Annotated in this window: 25 protein-coding genes and 1 pseudogene; 25 read left to right on the top strand and 1 reads right to left on the bottom strand. The window is 34.8% G+C overall.

Annotated features, from left to right (window positions below; all coding sequences use genetic code 11):
- Nucleotides 1-18 precede the first annotated feature (18 nt).
- Genes CEP47_RS05280 through CEP47_RS05240 form a run of 9 tightly spaced genes read left to right on the top strand, consistent with a single transcriptional unit; the run spans nt 19 to nt 3,081 of the window.
- Nucleotides 19-549 (top strand): head completion/stabilization protein, encoded by a 531-nt coding sequence (locus CEP47_RS05280; protein WP_261920613.1) that lies wholly within the window; start codon nt 19-21, stop codon nt 547-549.
- On the top strand, nt 549-752 hold the full coding sequence (locus CEP47_RS05275; RefSeq protein WP_261920614.1) for a tail protein X: 204 nt from the start codon (nt 549-551) through the stop codon (nt 750-752). The genes CEP47_RS05280 and CEP47_RS05275 overlap by 1 nt, the downstream gene beginning before the upstream one ends.
- A gap of 2 nt (nt 753-754) precedes the next feature.
- The gene (locus CEP47_RS05270; protein ID WP_261920615.1) at nt 755-952 is read left to right on the top strand and encodes a phage holin family protein; all 198 of its coding nucleotides are present in this window, start codon (nt 755-757) and stop codon (nt 950-952) included.
- 40 nt (nt 953-992) lie between these two features.
- Nucleotides 993-1,463: a lysozyme gene (locus CEP47_RS05265; RefSeq protein ID WP_373463134.1), complete on the top strand. Its 471-nt coding sequence runs from the start codon at nt 993-995 to the stop codon at nt 1,461-1,463.
- The gene (locus tag CEP47_RS05260) at nt 1,448-1,876 is read left to right on the top strand and encodes a hypothetical protein (protein WP_261921046.1); all 429 of its coding nucleotides are present in this window, start codon (nt 1,448-1,450) and stop codon (nt 1,874-1,876) included. Before CEP47_RS05265 ends, CEP47_RS05260 begins: the two co-directional genes overlap by 16 nt.
- Nucleotides 1,776-1,982, top strand: coding sequence for an Rz1-like lysis system protein LysC (gene lysC, locus CEP47_RS05255; RefSeq protein WP_265482684.1), 207 nt, complete (start codon nt 1,776-1,778; stop codon nt 1,980-1,982). The genes CEP47_RS05260 and lysC overlap by 101 nt, the downstream gene beginning before the upstream one ends.
- A gap of 10 nt (nt 1,983-1,992) precedes the next feature.
- On the top strand, nt 1,993-2,205 hold the full coding sequence (locus CEP47_RS05250; RefSeq protein WP_261920617.1) for a TraR/DksA family transcriptional regulator: 213 nt from the start codon (nt 1,993-1,995) through the stop codon (nt 2,203-2,205).
- Nucleotides 2,202-2,633, top strand: a complete 432-nt coding sequence (locus CEP47_RS05245; RefSeq protein WP_261920618.1) for a phage tail protein — start codon at nt 2,202-2,204, stop codon at nt 2,631-2,633. Before CEP47_RS05250 ends, CEP47_RS05245 begins: the two co-directional genes overlap by 4 nt.
- The gene (locus tag CEP47_RS05240; RefSeq protein ID WP_261920619.1) at nt 2,623-3,081 is read left to right on the top strand and encodes a phage virion morphogenesis protein; all 459 of its coding nucleotides are present in this window, start codon (nt 2,623-2,625) and stop codon (nt 3,079-3,081) included. The genes CEP47_RS05245 and CEP47_RS05240 overlap by 11 nt, the downstream gene beginning before the upstream one ends.
- Here CEP47_RS05240 and CEP47_RS05235 read toward each other — a convergent pair.
- A complete protein-coding gene (locus tag CEP47_RS05235; RefSeq protein WP_261920620.1) occupies nt 3,078-3,365 on the bottom strand; it encodes a hypothetical protein in 288 nt (95 codons plus the stop codon). The genes CEP47_RS05240 and CEP47_RS05235 overlap by 4 nt on opposite strands.
- 64 nt (nt 3,366-3,429) lie before the next feature.
- On the opposite strand from CEP47_RS05235, the gene CEP47_RS05230 reads away from it, so the two are divergent.
- The 16 genes and pseudogenes from CEP47_RS05230 (at nt 3,430) to CEP47_RS05155 (ending at nt 18,071) form a co-directional block, all read left to right on the top strand.
- The gene (locus tag CEP47_RS05230) at nt 3,430-6,018 is read left to right on the top strand and encodes a phage tail tape measure protein (protein ID WP_261920621.1); all 2,589 of its coding nucleotides are present in this window, start codon (nt 3,430-3,432) and stop codon (nt 6,016-6,018) included.
- Between the two features lie 333 nt (nt 6,019-6,351).
- Nucleotides 6,352-6,726, top strand: a complete 375-nt coding sequence (locus CEP47_RS05225; RefSeq protein WP_261920622.1) for an ASCH domain-containing protein — start codon at nt 6,352-6,354, stop codon at nt 6,724-6,726.
- Between the two features lie 103 nt (nt 6,727-6,829).
- Entirely contained in the window at nt 6,830-7,465 is a 636-nt protein-coding gene (locus tag CEP47_RS05220) for a phage baseplate assembly protein V (protein ID WP_261920623.1), read from the top strand.
- Nucleotides 7,462-7,791: a GPW/gp25 family protein gene (locus CEP47_RS05215; RefSeq protein ID WP_261920624.1), complete on the top strand. Its 330-nt coding sequence runs from the start codon at nt 7,462-7,464 to the stop codon at nt 7,789-7,791. Before CEP47_RS05220 ends, CEP47_RS05215 begins: the two co-directional genes overlap by 4 nt.
- The gene (locus CEP47_RS05210; protein ID WP_261920625.1) at nt 7,791-8,702 is read left to right on the top strand and encodes a baseplate assembly protein; all 912 of its coding nucleotides are present in this window, start codon (nt 7,791-7,793) and stop codon (nt 8,700-8,702) included. The genes CEP47_RS05215 and CEP47_RS05210 overlap by 1 nt, the downstream gene beginning before the upstream one ends.
- Complete coding sequence (locus CEP47_RS05205; RefSeq protein ID WP_261920626.1) at nt 8,695-9,228, top strand: phage tail protein I; 534 nt, start codon at nt 8,695-8,697, stop codon at nt 9,226-9,228. The genes CEP47_RS05210 and CEP47_RS05205 overlap by 8 nt, the downstream gene beginning before the upstream one ends.
- An 8-nt stretch (nt 9,229-9,236) precedes the next feature.
- The gene (locus CEP47_RS05200) at nt 9,237-10,847 is read left to right on the top strand and encodes a phage tail-collar fiber domain-containing protein (RefSeq protein ID WP_261920627.1); all 1,611 of its coding nucleotides are present in this window, start codon (nt 9,237-9,239) and stop codon (nt 10,845-10,847) included.
- A gap of 2 nt (nt 10,848-10,849) precedes the next feature.
- Nucleotides 10,850-11,491: a DUF4376 domain-containing protein gene (locus CEP47_RS05195; RefSeq protein WP_261920628.1), complete on the top strand. Its 642-nt coding sequence runs from the start codon at nt 10,850-10,852 to the stop codon at nt 11,489-11,491.
- On the top strand, nt 11,484-11,972 hold the full coding sequence (locus CEP47_RS05190) for an enoyl-CoA hydratase (RefSeq protein ID WP_261920629.1): 489 nt from the start codon (nt 11,484-11,486) through the stop codon (nt 11,970-11,972). Before CEP47_RS05195 ends, CEP47_RS05190 begins: the two co-directional genes overlap by 8 nt.
- A 284-nt stretch (nt 11,973-12,256) precedes the next feature.
- Entirely contained in the window at nt 12,257-13,768 is a 1,512-nt protein-coding gene (locus CEP47_RS05185) for an HNH endonuclease (protein WP_261920630.1), read from the top strand.
- A gap of 269 nt (nt 13,769-14,037) precedes the next feature.
- Nucleotides 14,038-15,237: a phage tail sheath protein gene (locus CEP47_RS05180; protein ID WP_261920631.1), complete on the top strand. Its 1,200-nt coding sequence runs from the start codon at nt 14,038-14,040 to the stop codon at nt 15,235-15,237.
- A gap of 10 nt (nt 15,238-15,247) precedes the next feature.
- Nucleotides 15,248-15,754: a phage major tail tube protein gene (locus CEP47_RS05175; RefSeq protein WP_261920632.1), complete on the top strand. Its 507-nt coding sequence runs from the start codon at nt 15,248-15,250 to the stop codon at nt 15,752-15,754.
- Between the two features lie 60 nt (nt 15,755-15,814).
- Nucleotides 15,815-16,126, top strand: coding sequence for a phage tail assembly protein (locus tag CEP47_RS05170; protein WP_261920633.1), 312 nt, complete (start codon nt 15,815-15,817; stop codon nt 16,124-16,126).
- The gene (locus CEP47_RS08895; RefSeq protein WP_373463133.1) at nt 16,036-16,278 is read left to right on the top strand and encodes a GpE family phage tail protein; all 243 of its coding nucleotides are present in this window, start codon (nt 16,036-16,038) and stop codon (nt 16,276-16,278) included. Before CEP47_RS05170 ends, CEP47_RS08895 begins: the two co-directional genes overlap by 91 nt.
- A gap of 43 nt (nt 16,279-16,321) precedes the next feature.
- Nucleotides 16,322-16,753 (top strand): annotated as a pseudogene (locus CEP47_RS05160) (phage tail protein); the annotation flags it as partial.
- A 178-nt stretch (nt 16,754-16,931) separates the two neighbouring features.
- A complete protein-coding gene (locus CEP47_RS05155) occupies nt 16,932-18,071 on the top strand; it encodes a phage late control D family protein (protein WP_261920634.1) in 1,140 nt (379 codons plus the stop codon).
- Nucleotide 18,072: the final 1 nt, after the last annotated feature.

Raw genomic sequence — 18,072 nt, 5'->3', positions numbered from 1 at the left:
TTTTTTTAAGGAGATTTTATGTCATCAATCTCAATTCCATATACACCTGCATACAAGCAACCGCAAATTGGGAAAGAAATAGAAAGGCAAACAGCATCAATTAATGAAAAAAAGATAATTCAACAAACTAACAAAGCAATTATCACGAATAACAGTTTTTTTCCTGATATTGATCTGACAGAAGTGCGTAACAGCATGCGAATAGATGCAATGATTACAACTGAACGATTAGCACAAGCAGTGATTGAATCAATTATTAGTGTTAATCAAGATTTAAGTGATTTTGACAGACAAAACGCAGAAAGTTTAGCTGATTTAAAAGCAGAAAAAATAAACGGCATCTCAATATTAGTTCATCGTTATAAACGAGCTGTTTTCTGTTTAGCTGTCGCTGATTTATATGAACGTTACACTGCTTATGACAGCACGGGTGATAGCGATAAAAAACAAGAAAAGCTAAATGAAAGTATTGCTGATCTAAGACGTGATGCACGTTATGCAATTCGAGATCTACTTAAAATTAGACGAATGACAGTAGAGTTAATCTAATGAAAGTTAAAGCATTGCAAGGCGATACATTAGATTTAATTGTTTATCGTCATCTAGGTAATAGTCAAGGATTATTAGAACAAGCCCTTCTGTTAAACCCTCATATTTTAGCAGATGTAGTCATACCAATAGGGACGGAAATTGAATTACCACGTCAAATCAAAAAAACAAAAGTAAAACAAAGTATTAATTTGTGGGATTAAAAATGGATACAAGTAAACTTTCATATTTTGGAGCTATATTATCTTTTTTTTGTGGATTATCACTTCATGAATGGGGGTCTTTAATCGGCATTTTTTTGGGTGTCGGCACTTTTATGATTCATTGGTACTACAAAAAGCAAGATTTAAAGCTAAAAAAAATTGCACTGAAAAAAGGGATATTAAAGATAGATGAAACATAAAGTTATTAGTGGAATATGTAGTGTTACGGTGATTATTGGAATGATACTCACAGATCATCACAAAGAAATTAGTACAAGCCAAGCAGGGCTTGAATTAATTGGTAATGCAGAAGGTTGTCGTAAAGCCCCTTACTTTTGTCCAGCGAATATCTTAACTGTTGGAATTGGTACAACAGAAAGTATTGGAATAAAAATAGAACAAAACAGAACTTACACTGAAAAAGAGATTGCTGAATTTTATACAAAAGGAATTAAACAAGCAGAAGATTGTGTGAATAGATTTGGCAATGGACGAAATATGCCGCAGGGTGCGTTTGATGCAATGACGAGTATTACTTTTAATCTCGGGTGTTCCAAAATGAAACACTCCACTTTATTCACAATGGCAATGAACGGTTATACGCCAAGAATGTGTGATCAATTCCCACGTTGGGTTTATGCGAACGGCAAAAAACTAGCGGGCTTAGTTAAGCGACGAGAAAAGGAAAAAGCCTTATGTTTACAAAGATAATCAGTTTTAAAACCTATTTTGCGATTGCCTGTTTTGTCTTTTTTATCGGTATAACTTTTTATATTTCAATATTACAGCATCAACTCAAACAACGTACAGAACAACTGAAACAAGCAACTACTGAAATTAAAAAATGGCAAATAGCTTACAACCAATCCGAAACAAGAGCAAACAACTTTTTATTACAGCAAACTGCACTGTTAAATCAGCTAGAAGAAATGAAAACTATAACAGATAAACAACAACGACAACTAGAGCGAGCCTTAGAAAATGAACGTAATCAAAATTGGAGTAATCAGCTTGTGCCTTTTGATATTAGAAGGGTGTTCAATACAAACACCACCCATACAACAACGCCTACTCTGCCCGCAAAGCCACGAATGCAGAAAAGTGGCATTGCATATCCGAACTAATAGAGATCTAGTAAATGGATTGAGTAAAACACAACAAGCATTACAGTTTTGTATCACTGAAAACCAAGCATTAAAGCACTGCATTGAACAACATAATAAGCAATAAGAGATCTAAAATGGATAGTTTTGATAAAGCCAGCCAACTTGAACAGTTAGAACGAGAAACTGCAATCAGAAAACGTAAAACTTTTAAAGGTGTTAGTCGTCTATACTGCATTGAATGTGAAGAGCCGATTCCTGAGCTTCGTCGTCAAACCATTCAAGGGGTAACGCATTGTGTTAATTGTCAACAAATGTTAGAGCATAAAGAAAAAGGATATCGAAAATGAAAAAGCCAAATCAAATTCGACAAGTTTTGACTGACAGCTTAACTTATTTACAACATAATCCTGATCAACTACTCATTTTTATAGAAAACGGTAAAATTATTACAACTAATGCTAAAAGTTTAAGCTTTGAATACCGTTACACTTTAAATATTATTCTCACCGACTTTCACGGTGATCTAGCTACCGTGATTGCTCCGCTAATTGGTTACTTAAAAATCCATCAACCCGAACTACTACAAAATCCAGATAGAAGAGAACATTTTCAATTTGAAAGTGATTTTATCAATCATGATATACAAGACGTTTCAATTAAACTTGAACTGACTGAAAAAGTGATCAGTGAATATAGAGAAAATAATCTGATATTAACTTATGGTGATGAGCCGCTGACGTTAGAAAAACTAAGAGCAGAATATTATGCAGAATAGTGAAGTGGAACAATTAACAAATAAACTGCAGGGATTAATAAATAACTTAAGCCCTCAAAGCAGGCGACAGCTTATTCGTCAGATTGGCAATAAATTAGTTCAATCACAACGTCAACGAATAGCGAGACAACAAAACCCAGATGGGAGCTTTTATGCTAGACGAAAACAACAAAAACGGACTAAAACTGGACGAATAAAACAACTAGCAATGTTTAAAAAGTTACGTACCAGTCGTTTTTTAAAAACACGCATTAACGATAAGGGTGTTGAAATAGGGTTTAACAGTCGTGCGGCTAAAATTGCTAGCATACATCAATACGGGAAAACAGGGGTAGTAAACTCCAAAATAGGCTTAAAAGTAAAATATACACAACGGGAATTATTAGGTTTTAGTAAAACGGATAAAGAAATGATTGAAGACTTAATTATTAAACAATTAAGTCTTTAATTAGAAATTTTAATTTTCAATGCGTGTAATAACAGCCCTTGTAAGCTAAGAACCCACCAGAAACACAGGAAAGAAAAAAACACACTATCGACAAGATAAAAATAAGATAAGACTGCAGATATAAGGCTAATTAACACGATACAACCAAGTAATATATCGTCTTTGAAAGCGGAAACAATACTCCAAATAGCCGCACCCAAGAACATTAAAGGGGTAATAAACGCTATAAAAAGTGTCATAAGAATAGCGATAACAAAAATGATTGCAAAAATAAATGTCAGCATATATCCCCCTTTTTTCGCATTATTAAATAACAGAGTTAATAAAGTCAACTAAATAAGGCAAGTTATGAATAAATTAAATTTACAAGTGCTATTAAGTGCAGTGGATAAAATAACTGCACCGTTTAAAAGTGCGGAAAAAGCGACTAAACAATTATCCAGTGCATTAAAACAAAGTTACGAAGAGCGAAAAAAACTTGAAAAACAACAGGCTTTAATTGAAAGCTTTAAACAAGCAGAAAAATCGCTTTCTAAAACATCAAATGAATTTGAATTAGCTAAAAATAAAGCAAGAGAGTTAAAAAAAGAATTAAAAACGACAGAGATACCCACTAAAAATCTTACTAAAACTTTTGAAAAGCAAAAAAAAGAAGTTGATGAATTGAAACTAAAACATCACAAGCAAGTAGCTAAACTTAAAGAATTAAAGCAGAAATTAACTGAAGCTGGGATTGATAGTAAACGACTGGGGGAAGCAGATAGTCAGTTAAAAAATAGAGTAGATCAAGTTACTAAGTCGATTGATAAGCAGAAAAAAGCCTTATCTGATTTAAATAAACAGCAGATTAACTACCAAAAATATCAACAACGAGTGCAGACACTCAAAGCAAATAGCGAAAAACTACAAAATTTTGGACAAAGAAACTTAATTATCGGCGGAACAGGAGTAGGTGGAGGATATAAACTGTTTAAGCCAGCAGCTGAATTCGAACAATCATTTTCTAAAGTGATTGCTTTAACTCGCTTAGATAAAAATAATGCAGAACAAGCCAAGAAAATAGAAGCTTTAAAAAAACAAGCGATTGATTTAGGGGCAACAACTGCATTCAGCTCAGGAGAAGTAGCACAAGCACAAGGTTATCTTGCCATGGCTGGCTTTACTCCTGAACAAATTCAACAATCATTACAATCTGTTTTAAATATGGCACTTGCTTCAGGAATGGATCTTTCTCGAGTTTCTGACGTGGCGAGTGATATTGCTTCGGGATTTAAAATTCCTGCTTCTGAAATGAGCCGAGTAGCAGATGTACTAACAATGACAACTACCACTTCTAACACTTCATTAGAAACATTGTACGAAACAATGAAAGAAGGAGCTCCAGTTATGACTTCGCTTGGACAATCGTTTGAGTCAACTGCAGCATTGGCTGGATTGCTTGGAAATGTTGGAATAAAAGGTTCAAATGCAGGAACAACAATAAAAAATATCGGACTGAATTTAGTCGATAATAAACATCTACAAAAATTAGGAATTAGTGCAACTGATGCGGCTGGGAATATGCGAGCTATCCCAGAAATTTTAGCGGATATTAAAAAGAAAACTGACAAAATGGGTACGGGTAAACGAGCAGAAGTGATCAATGCTATTTTTGGTAAAATCCCCATTGCAGGTGCATTAGAATTAATCTCACAAGCAGATAAAGCCCTGATTGAGTATCAAAAAAGTATCAAAGAATCAAAAGGTACAGCTGAAAAAGCAGCAAAAACAATGAGTGATAATCTTATTGGTGATCTAAAAGGGTTAAATTCTGCTTGGGAAGCAATAGGTATCAGCCTTTATACTGAACAATCAAAAAGGTTAAGAGAGCTTACTCAAACTGTAACGGGGTGGCTTAGAAAACTGAATGATTGGATTAAAGCAAACCCAGAATTAACTGCTAAAATCATTAAATGGGGAGGTGCTATTAGCGTAGCAGCAGTTGCACTTGGCGGATTGAGTATTGCAAGTAGTTATGTGTTATATCCAATTTTAAGATTAATTCTTGGAGGAATGAAGTTTTTATCAGTCATATCAAATGTGAGTAGAGCCATGATTGCGTTAGTTACCGTCAATCCTATTATACTTGCTGTTGTAGTCGTAGTAGGTTTGTTAGCTAGTGCAGTTTATTTAATTTGGAAAAATTGGGACAAAGTTAAAGGGTTCTTTTTAAATATTTGGCAAGAAATCAAAAACGCATTTAATAGCGGAATTGCTGGCGTGTGCAAACTATTATTAGATTGGTCCCCATTAGGGATATTTTACAAAATTTTTGCGAGTGTAATGTCATATTTTGGCATAGATATGCCGAGTAAATTTAGCGAATTTGGAGCTAATTTAATTGATAGCCTGATCAGCGGCTTAAAAGCAACATGGGAGAAAGCAAAAGACAAAGTCGCTAGTATCGGTAGTGCAATTAAAAACTTTTTCAGCTTGGGTAGTGATGATAACAAAACAGCAGTAATTGATCACCGAAGTGTAGATAATGTAACAGGCTTTGCAAGTGGTGGTTTTACGGGAAATGGTGGACGATATGATCCAGCAGGAATTGTTCATAAAGGCGAATTTGTCTTTAATAAATCAGCTACTTCTCGGCTCGGCACAGGTTTTTTATCAAGTCTTCATAATTCAAAAAGTGCAAAAGCAGGAATGCTTGCAGCAGGATTGAGTAGTTCAGTTGCATTTGCTCAACCGTTTCAGGTAGATACTCGTCCACCTTTAGCTAGTCAAACTCAGCAAAATACGCAAGCGAACTCAACTCCAATGAATATAAGCATTCATATTCAAGCCAGCAATCAAAACCCCCAGCAACTTGCTGACACAATAAAAAGGGAACTTGAAAAACTACAACGGCAACAAGAAGCCCAAAGACGGAGTAGATTGTTTGATAGGGAATGAAAGATAAAGTTTGTTTACAAAGCAAGTATTGCTGTCTGAGGAATTTAAAAAAATAATAGTTTAAAGTTGCAAAACTTGGTGGTTACATTTGATCTTGTTTAAAATGTTTTTTATAATCAATATATTATATTGAAATTATGAGCTTTATGATCAGGAGAATAAATATGGATAATTTGAAATATCTATCATTTAATCAAATTGATTTAAACGATACCTTTTTGATAGCTTAAAACAGGATTACCAAGAATTTAATGATTAGATATGACACTAGAATAGTATTAGAGCCAATCTCTGATAATGTATTTAAGTCTATATTAAGGTTATCTCAAGCTGATGAAAGTTTTATTATCAATTAAGCCTGAATTTGTAGAGAAAATAATTTCAGGTGAAAAAAAGTTTGAATTTAGAAAATCTTTACCTAAAAGAAAAGGAATTACGACAGTTGTAGTTTATTCTACAATGCCTGTAGGTAAAGTAATTGGCGAATTTAAGGTAAAAGCGACTCATACATATGAACCAGAGTCTCTTTGGAACAAAACAAAAGAGTTTTCAGGGATTACGAAGAGCTTTTTTGATGAATATTTTTTAAATCGTCGTTTAGCATATGCTTTTGAAATTGATTCATTTGAATTATATCAAGAACCGAAGCATATTTCTGAAGTGGTTCAATCAGGAACTCCACCACAATCTTATTGTTATATAAACTAAAACCGCCTTTATGGCGGTTTTTTATTATCTTTCACTTTTGTTAAACCGCTTTTCACTCACGCCAAGAAAAGACAAGCTGTAATGCAAAAAGCAAAATGCGGTTATGAATATTGCAGATTTAATTAGACGAATAGAAAGTATGATTAAGCTAGGTTTAATCCATAGTGTAGATTATTCCAACGCTTTAGTACGGGTGGAAACAGGGAAAATTATTACTGATTGGCTCCCATTTACTACTTTTAGAACAGGGACAACCAAAACGTGGTCGCCACCGACTGTCGGTGAGCCGTGTTTATTGTTATCGCCGAGCGGTGATGTTACTACCGCAATTGCTATTACTGGTTTATATCTCACCCATTCTGCACCCAGTCAAAACCCTGATGAACACGTTATTGAATTTGCAGATAAAGCACGAATTACATACAACCAAAAAAGCCACGCTTTAAGCGTAACAGGCATTAGCACTGCAGAGATAACAGCTAGTGAATATGTGAAAGCCATTACTCCATTATTTGAATGTACTCAAGATTGCAAAATTGGCGGAAATTTAAAAGTGCTTGGTAACAGTCATTTAATGGGAAGTGTATCAACTGATAGCGGAATGAGTGCAAAAGGGGGAATTAATGCAGAAGGTACGATTAACTCAACTTCAGATGTTACATGTAATGGTATTTCATTAATCGGACACACACATAATGGAGTTGAAAGAGGTTCAAGTAACACAGGACAACCGCAATGAACAATGTAAACGGTCACAAAATAGAAAATGAACAACAGCATATTCGCCAATCTATCAGAGATATTTTATTAACCCCCATTGGTTCAAGATTGCAGCGGCGAGATTATGGCAGTTATCTGCCGTTTTTATTAGATAGACCAATAAACCACGCCTTGTTATTACAGATTTCAAGTGCAAGTGTAATGGCATTAAAACGCTGGGAACCCAGATTACAAATCAACAGTTTTGTTGTTGCGATTAACGGCGAAGGAAAACTTATTGCTGAGATAAACGGCATATTGAATACAAACAATAGCCCACTTAGCTATCAACAGAGATTAAACTAATGAGTGCATTAATTGATTTAAGTAAAATCCCACAACCCGATTTTATTGAACCTCTTTCCTTTGAAGCAATTTTTAATGCGAGAAAAATTGCATTTATTCGTTTATATCCAGAAGAAGAGCAATCCACTTGGCAACAAAGATTAAGCCTTGAAAGCGAGCCAATAGTCAAACTGTTACAAGAAAATGCTTATCGTGAATTAATCTTACGTCAGCAAATTAACAACCGAGCTTTAGCCGTCTCTCTTGCTCACGCTAAAGGGGCTGACTTAGATAATATTGCTGGTAATTACAATGTAAAACGCTTAGTTATTCAAAATGGTGATCAAACAGCTAATCCGCCGTTACCTGAAATATTAGAAAGTGATGAAGCATTACGTTATCGTACTCAGCTTGCATTTGACAGTATTTCAACTGCAGGAGCAAAATCATCTTACGAATATCATACTTTATCTGCAGATGGTCGAGTTGCAGACGTTAATGTTATTTCACCTTCCCCCTGTCATGTAACTGTAACAATACTTTCTCATTTAAATAACGGACAAGCAAACAGTGAATTACTTGATAAAGTTCGCAATGCTTTAAATGATGAAAACGTTCGCCCTGTTGCTGATAGAGTAACAGTACAATCTGCAGAAATTCATCAATATCAAATTACTGCCACAATTTATACTTACAAAGCTCCTGAAGCGGAACCGATAAAAAACTTAGCTGAAAGAAGACTAAGTGAATTTGTCAACCGAAAACTTAGACTTGGTAAAGATATTAATATTTCAGCGATACACGCTGCTTTACATGTTGAGGGCGTACAACGAGTAGAAGTTACTGAACCCAGCCAAAATATTGTTCTCACTGGGCAACAAGCTGGTTTTTGTTCGCAGATCAATTTAACAGTAAGAGAAAGCGATGACTAATTCACTTCTACCAAATGGATCAAGCCAACTAGAACATCGTGCCGCACAAATCTGTGCAATGGCAGAAAAGTTACACGTTGATTTTTCAATACTATGGAACCCTGATACTTGCCCAGAAAATCTATTGCCTTTTTTAGCGTGGGCATTTTCAGTTGATTATTGGGAAGAAAATTGGCGAGTTGAAAAGAAACGAGAAGTGATCAAAACAGCATTCTATGTGCATAAATATAAGGGAACGATTGCTGCATTAAAACGAGTAATAGAACCATTTGGCTATATTACTGAATTAAGTGAATGGTTCAATCAAGAACCACAAGGGCAAGTGGGTACATTTAAATTAAGTATTGAAGTACCAGAAACGGGCTTAAGCGAAACATTAAATAAAGAACTGACACGCTTAATTAATAATACTAAGCCAGTTTCACGTCATTTAACTGAGCTGAATATCAGTTTAACAAATAGTTGTGCGTGTAATTTATTTGCGAGCACAACGGCAGGCACGATTACTACAATTTATCCAAAGTAAGGAGCAATATGCCTCAGTTTTATACTTTATTAACTGTAAAAGGTGAGCAAGTTTTTGCTCAAGCGATTAATGAACAACGTACTATTCAAATCACTAAACTAGGAGTTGGTGACGGAAATGGACAATTTGTACAACCTTATCGAACCCAACGATCATTAGTTAATGAGATTAGACGAGAAGAAGTAACATCAATTCGAGTTAATCCTAATAATCTCAATCAGATTATTATTGAACAGCGTATACCCGAAAATATCGGCGGGTTTTATATTAGAGAAATTGGCATTTATGATAATGAAGATAATTTAATTGCTGTTGGTAATTATCCTGAGACTTTTAAGTCAGAATTAAGAGAGGGAAGCGGACAATCATTATTATTAAGAGTAGTGATTAGTGTTGCATCAGCTGATAGCGTAGAACTAAAAATAGACTCTAGTACAGTATTTGCGACAAGAGAAGATGTTGAAAATTTACACCAGAATTTAAGTGAAGAAATAGAACAGAAAATAAACGATATTCCCAATGCAAGCATTCAACAAAAAGGTATTGTTCAGCTTTCAAATGAAACAAACAGTGATGCTGAAGATAAAGCTGCTACACCTAAAGCAGTAAAAGATTTAGGAGAACGTAGAGTTTTAGATGCTGATTATTCAGGTAATGTACGCCCTTATTCGATCCCCGTTGGGGGGAAATCCCAATTTTATCGCTCTGCAGGGTATAGCAAGCCAGCTGATATGCAAAATGCTCACAATTACGGCTGCGGAATCGCTATCAGAACAGGGGAAACAAACACGGGATTTGCTGATATTTACATTCCTCATACTGAAAACAGAAACGCTGAAATATGGGTTAGAAACGGCTATCAGGGGTTTGCACACAGCAATTGGACAGTGTTTAAACCGCTGCCTGAAATGACTTCTGAAGTAAATGACAATTCGCAAAATAAACTCGCAACAGCACGTGCAGTTAAAACTGCGTATGAAAAAGCCACAGAAGCTAAAACTCTCGCAGAAAGCAAGCAATCGCCAGCAACAACGCTTGCAGGTTACGGGATCACTAATTTTAAAGTTCAAGATGACTTAGCTACTGCTAATCTCAATGATATAACAACAGCGGGAATCTACGGACAGCCGTATAATAGACAAGCAACTACTGCTAGAAATTATCCTGTGAACAAAGCAGGATCATTAATAGTTAAGCCTTCGGCATATGGCGTAATGCAAGAGTATATTTCATTTGATGATAAAACATATTATTGCAGAAACAAAACAAGAGATGGATGGGGCAGCTGGCAGACAATAGGGGCTGATAAAGCTCCTTTGCAACATACTCATACGGTCGAGCAAATCACAGGATTGCAAGGCATTATTCCGCAATTTACTCAAAATATTAATCAAAGTGGATGGTGTAAATTTCCAAATGGACTGATCATGCAATGGGGAGTTAGTGATCAATCAGATATTAGATTTCCGATCAGTTTTCCAACTCGTTGTTTTATTGTCTCGCATTCAAAAACAGCTTGGAATAGAGATACTCGCATAGGAAATTTAACAAGCAATGGATTTACATCTGCAGCATCATCTCATCCTGGAACAACATATTACATAGCTTTAGGTATTTAATTATGAATAAAAATTATTTAATTATTTTAGATGAAAGCGGGAAACGCATTACATCATTAGTTGTCGGAATTCACGCTGATACGCTAGAAGCGTTAATTGAATTTGCAAAGCAAAATTACTCGGATTTCTCTTATATAGAAGCTGATGAAACATTGCAAAATCAACTGTTAGACACACAAGTGGTTTATCAAAATGGAAAAGTCGTAAAACTTGAAGTTGATAGAGAAGTGTTAAAAGCGGAACAGCAAAACGCAATTCGCAATCAAATTAATGCACTCAGAGATAAAAAAACGGCGGGTGGGGTGTATGTTCAACAAATTGATAAGTGGATAGATACAGACGATAAAGCTCAGCGTAATTTATCAAATATTAAGTCAAGTTTTGATTTATTTGGCGAGCAAGAAATTTATTGGACTTGTGCTGATAACGACACGATACCGATTAACAAGCAAAAATTAATCTCAATGTGGGCAGCGATTATGAGTGTTATTCAACAAAATCACGCTAATGCAATCAAGCATAAAACAGCAATGCTAGCAGCAGAAAATCCTCTCGAATATGATTATTCAACGGGCTGGACTACTACTTACGATGAGTTCTTAGAACAGGAAAAAGCGAAATTAAAGGCGGTAGAAAATGAATAAAATCTACTTAGCTTTATATAAAGGAAAACCTAGTTCAAAAATAGAACGAATCAAAGATGGATTGATTCGCTTTTTCACAAAAGGCATTTATTCACACTGTGAGTTAGTCGTTGAGCGTGTTGAGTATTTAAACGGTTATCACTATGAACGTGAGATTATTTATGATTGCTATTCATCATCACCGAGGGACGGCGGCGTACGTAAGAAGCAGATTAACATAAACAAAGATAAGTGGGATTTAATTCAGCTTGATAATATCACTGAAGAACAAATTAAAAGCTATTTTGAAAAAACAAAAGGCAAAAAATACGATATTTTCGGTGCACTCGGCGTTGTTTTTGGATTAAGAGAGAGAAAAAGCCGCTTTTTTTGTAGTGAGTGGTGCTTTAATGTAATTTTTAATTCAAATCACGGCTGGCGGTTTAGTCCTAATCATTTAGCGGCAATTTTCAACAAAAATAAGGGGGAATGTATGAAGTGATCATCAATAAGAGAAAGCGGTGAAGTGATAAGTGCAGGAACACTTATCACAACAGCCTAAGCAGACCAGACCTGCATAGACCCAAGACCGCCCTTTATTCTGGAAAATATGAAGATAATCTAGTTTATAAGTTCTAACAAATAATCCTCTAATCAGAGGTTTTTTTTAGGGAAAATTGTAGTATATTTTAAATATAATCAAAAAACGTTTTAATAAACGGTTGGTTCCGTGGTTGGCAATATCTATACGGAATATAGTATTAAATAATATAAATTGGAGTCTATATGGGAAAATATTGTATTTTCTGTGATAGTAATGAAACTTCTGCTGAACATGTTTTTCCATCTTCTTTTGGTGGCAGATTAAAAAATAAAAAAATCTATTGTAAACAGCATAATTCAGATTTAGGTTTATATGTTAATGTATTAGAATCGAAAATAGGTGCTATAAATAATTTATTTGGAGTAACCCCCGATCGTGGAGAACCTAAACCAATAAAGTTGAAAGACAAAAAAACTAGAAAAGTTTATAAAAGAGAATCTAATGGGGATATATCTATTTCTATAGAGGATAATATCTCTATAGATGAAATACTTGATGGCAAAGAAGTGAGGATTGAATACTCCTCTGATAAAGATTTGCATAAGTTTCTGCAAAAATTTCAAAAAAATTATAATATGAAAATGATATCATTAAAAGGAGAAAATATATCAGAATATATGAGTACATTGAGTATTGACATTTCCTTTGGGACAGAGGATTCTTTCAAAGCAACATTATATTTGTTAATAACATTTCTTGCGCATTACGATAGAGAAACATTAGAAAAAATTAAACTTGATAAAATCAAAGAAATTCTATTAAGTGATATAAAATTTAGTATGGATATAATATCGCTTGAAAATTATCCTTCATTTTTGAAGGACGATGAAAGTCAAGTTGAACATACCATTGCATTTATTAAAGATAATAATGTTCTATATGGAATAATATCTTATTTTAATGTGTTTACTTATACAGTTAAAATTAGTGAATATATTGATGAATTTGAAAATTTTGTTGTGTATGTTCACCCTTTACATGTTAGTTTGAATCCTAATGATAGTATGAAAAAAGAGTTATTACCAACCGAACTAAATATTGAATTTTCTCCTGAGTTACATCAGGATAAAGTAAAGAATATAATACCCTATACGAATAAACTAGCGGAAAAGTTAAGTAAATTCGAAAATAATCGACAAAATGAGATTCTGAAAGATAAAATGAAAAATCTCAAATCAGAAGATGAGTTATTGGAATTTTGGAAAAACAATCAAGAAGATATTTATAACTCTATATATATTATTAGTAAAAATAGTGATTTTAAGTCTTGTTATTCCTCTTTGAGTAAATATTTGAACATACTACTCGAATTCAAAGAAGATTCACAAATTATGTCTAAGCTAAAAGACGATATAAAATCATTATATGATCTAGATTTATTAGATTTATTAGATTTATTAGATCTTCAATATTTTATGGAAAGATTAAGCTTAAACTTAGCAAAGAGATATACTCAAAAAAACATTCGGGACGATGAAGATATTGTTCTAAATATTCATAACGAGATTTTATTATTAGCCAATGAAAATTTAAAAAATATGCTGTGTCAAATGATAAAAGTACAGGAATGTATTCAGAACAAAAATTTATTATTAGCCAATGAAAATTTAAAAAATACTTCGTGTCAAATGATAAAAGTACAGAAATGCTTAAGACAAATATGTCTAAAACTAGCCAAAATTTTGAAATGCTAGGGATTCGTAGCTAATTTAAAAAACGCCCTTTTGGCGGTTTTCTCTTGGAGTATCATAAAATTTAACCTAAATAGGTTTTAATAAATAAAAGCACCTTAATTTATACATTAAGGTGCTTTTTATTACTTATTTTCCTTTGCTAACGAAAAGTAAACCAAATATTTCAACTGATTTTTTATTGAGTGAACCCCACTTCCACAAAAGCTATTGAGTGCATTTCAATTAGTCATTTAAGACAATCGCCTTAGTTTATAGACAAAGGGGCGATTATGTCAGAAGAATACTTACATGGCGTGCGAGTGAATGAAATAACGAATATTGTTCGTTCACTTGCTACAATTTCAACAGCAGTGATCGGCGTAGTGTGTACAGCTAACGATGCCGATGCAACAACTTTTCCGCTGAATAAAGCAGTTCTACTCACGAACCCACAAGCTTATATTGCAAAAGCAGGTAAAAAAGGAACGTTATCTCGTACCCTCGATGGGATTGCTGATATTGTTAATTGCAAAGTGATAGTGGTCCGAGTTGCTGAGTCAACGCACGATGAAACGAGCGAAGCAGACGAATACAAAAGCGAGATGAATACGAATATCATTGGTACAGTCGATGAAAACGGGGCTTACACTGGAATGAAAGCGTTGTTGACCGCTAGTGTTAATTTCGGCATTAAACCTCGCATTTTATGCGTACCCAAACATGATACTAAAGAAGTTGCAGTTGAGTTAGCAGCTCTTGCTGCTAAGTTGAATGCTTTTGCTTATTTATCTTGTTATGGCTGTAATACGAAAGAACAAGCTGTTACATATAAAAGCAATTTCTCACAACGGGAAGTTATGTTGATTTTTGGCGATTTTCTTTCTTTCAATCCGAATACGAGTAAAGTTGAAACAGATTATGCGGTAGTGCGAGCTTGTGCAATTCGAGCTTATCAAGATAAAGAATTTGGCTGGCATACCTCCATTTCTAATAAGGGTATCAACGGTGTAAGTGGTGTAACGAAAGAAATTTATTTTGATATTAATGACAGTTCAACTGACGTGAATTATCTCAATGAAAAGGGTATTACCTGCTGTGTCAATTATAACGGCTTTCGTTTCTGGGGGTTACGCACTTGTGCAGATGATCCAGCGTTTAAGTTTGAAGTTTATACTCGTACTGCTCAAGTGTTAAAAGATACGATTGCTGCTTCTTTTGATTGGGCAGTTGATAAAGATGTTTCGGTAACGTTGATTAAAGATATTATCGAAGGGATCAATGCAAAATGGCGAGACTTAACTACTAAAGGAATGCTAATGGGCGGTAAAGCTTGGCTTTCGAAAGAGTTAAACGGTAAAGAAAGCTTACAAGATGGTAAGTTACTAATTGATTATGACTATGGTCCCGTTCCTCCGCTTGAACAATTAGGCTTTAATCAACGCATCACCGACCAATATTTAGTTGACTTTGCTGATAAAGTGGCAAGTTAAGGAGTAAAACGTGGCACTACCTCGAAAATTAAAACTGATGAATTTTATTGCGGACGGCAATCGCTATATCGGGCAAGTTACAGAAGTTACAACGCCAAAATTGGCGATGAAAGTCGAAGAGTTTCGCTCAGGCGGTATGATTGGTGCAGTCGATATTAATCTGGGATTAGAAAAGCTCGAATGTGAATTTAAAATGGGCGGATATATGACTGAATTGATCAAAGGCTTTGGAGCCAGTATTGATGGAATGCCACTGCGTTTTATGGGGGCATACGAAGAAGATAATACTAATCAAGTTACTTCAATTGAGATTGTAATGCGAGGTCGCTTTACTGAAATTGATAACGGTAATAGCAAAGCGGGTGACGATACTGAGCAAACGTTTAAAGTCCCTTTAACGTATTACAAACTGATTGAAAACGGCAAAGATGTTGTTGAGATTGATATGTTAAACAGTATTTTTGTTGTTGATGGTAAAGACAGATTGAGTGAACACCGCAAAGCAATCGGTTTATAACTTATTCCCTAAGGGGCAATACCCCTTTTTCAATTAAATTAGAACTCCAAGGAAAACACAATGGCAAAAGTAGAAAAAGATTTAAATAAAAAAGTAATTAAACTATCGTCAACCCTCAAAAGAGGTGAAGCTGAATTTAGTGAAGTTGAAGTGAGTAAGCCAACTGTTTTAAGTTTGAAGGGCTTAAATATGATCAACGTATTAAATGCAGATGTAGATACATTAACTACGCTATTACCACGGATTACTTATCCTATGTTGCATAAAACTGAAATTCAACAATTAGATATAGCAGATTTCACCGAATTAGCGACAGCAACTATCGGTTTTTTCGTCAAAACAGAACAGAGGGAAGAAGTGATGACAGCTTAGCCCCGCTATTAATTCCTGCGACAGTTGAAGATGCGATTGCAGATATTGCAACAGTTTTTCATTGGACACCGCAAGCTTTTGAGCAAATGGACTTGAACGAATTAATGATGTGGCGAGAAAAAGCCAGAGAACGCAATCAAGTTGATGAATAAGAAATAGGGGCGTTACACGTCCCTTTTTTATAGGGGAAAAGAGATGTTTCAGAATACCGCATTATGTACTTTAGGAATGTTTGTGTTTATGCGTAGCACGTTACCTTTTCAAAGTTTACAACGAGATAGCAGTTGGCGACACCCAACAAATAGCGTAGTAGGCAAAATGCCACAAAGTCAGTTTTTGGGTAAAGAGAGCGAAAGTATAACCTTAAGTGGGCGGTTAATGCCTGAAATTACAGGCGGACGGCTAAGTTTAGCTATGCTAGAACTAATGGCAGATAAAGGCGGAAGTTACCCTCTTTTAATGGGAAATTCTGAATTAATTGGCTTTTTTGTGATTGAAAAAATTAGCGAAACTCGCACAGAATTATTTGGTGATGGTTCTCCAAGAGCTATTGATTTTACTGTACAACTTAAACGCACTGATGACCCAATGTTACTGGAATTAGCCGATAAAGTAACAGGTGGATTGAATGAAGTAACAGGCGGCTTAGTTGATAAAGTTAGTGGAGCTGTTGGCGAAATTGGTAGCAGTATTACAGGAGCTATAGGTAGTGTTGCTAATGGTATTGGTGAAACTGTAGGAAATGTAGCGAGTAGTGTTGGTGATGCGGTTAGTAGTGTAGCAAATAATGTTGGGGAAACGATTAATGGACTTATTAAGTAATATTAATAAAACGATTGATCAACGATTAAATCACGATACACCTTTATTTAAAGTAATAGTAACTAGTAATAACGGTACAAATGATATTACTCAGATACTGAGCGAACGATTAATTAGTTTAAGCTTAACTGATAATCGAGGGTTTGAAGCAGATATGCTTGAGCTAACGCTAAGTGATCACGACAATCAACTCGCATTTCCAAGTCGTGGAGCAATTATCAAATTAGAATTGGGTTGGAAAACGACAGGATTAGTTGAAAAAGGAGAATATAAAGTTGATGAACTAGAATATAGCGGTTCGCCCGATACTCTGACTATTCGGGCGAGAAGTGCTGATTTATTTGGTTCTTTAACGACAAAACAGGAACGTTCTTTTCACAAAATTAAGATAGCTGATTTAATTAAGCAATTAGCGGAAGAAAATAAACTCAAACCCTTAGTAGATAAAAACTTAGGTAGTCAACAGATTGAGCATCTTGATCAGCAAAACGAAAGTACCATTAATTTATTAAGCCGATTAGCACAAGATTATGATGCAATATCAACTGTAAAAAATGGTTGTTTAATGTTTATCAAAGCAGGAGAGATGAAAACAGCGAGCGGTAAACCTTTACCCGAAGTTGAAATTAGCCGATCAGTGGGGGATAGTTTCAGATTTTCTCTTGCTGAAAGTGAGAATTATAAAGCGGTGCGAGCCTATTGGCATAATCAAGATAACGGCAAAAAAGGGGAAGTGATCATTGATGAAAACAGTAAAATTGAACGAAAAAACAAAATAAAAAAAGATGGAGAAGAAAGTAAGCAAAAGCATAATAATTTAATTCAAACTAAACCTGTCACAACAGATACTAATCAAATAAAGACTTTAAGCCACGTTTTTAAATATCGAGCAAAAGCGATCACTGCAGCAAAAGCAGCTTTTGATAAATTAAAACGAGGTGTAGCTACATTTTCATTAACTCTTGCAAAAGGCAATCCTGAGCTTATCCCCGAGTTACCCGCTAAAGTAACAGGTTTTAAAACAGAGATTGATGATACAAAATGGATTATTACCAAAGTAACCCACTCACTAAGTGAGAGTGGGTATAGCTGTGGGGTAGAGTTTGAATTAAGGGGGCTATGAT

The organism is Mergibacter septicus (assembly GCF_003265225.1).
Lineage (GTDB): Bacteria > Pseudomonadota > Gammaproteobacteria > Enterobacterales > Pasteurellaceae > Mergibacter > Mergibacter septicus.
The sequence above is the reverse complement of the archived record's forward strand: the minus strand, read 5'-3'. Positions and strand labels throughout refer to the sequence as shown.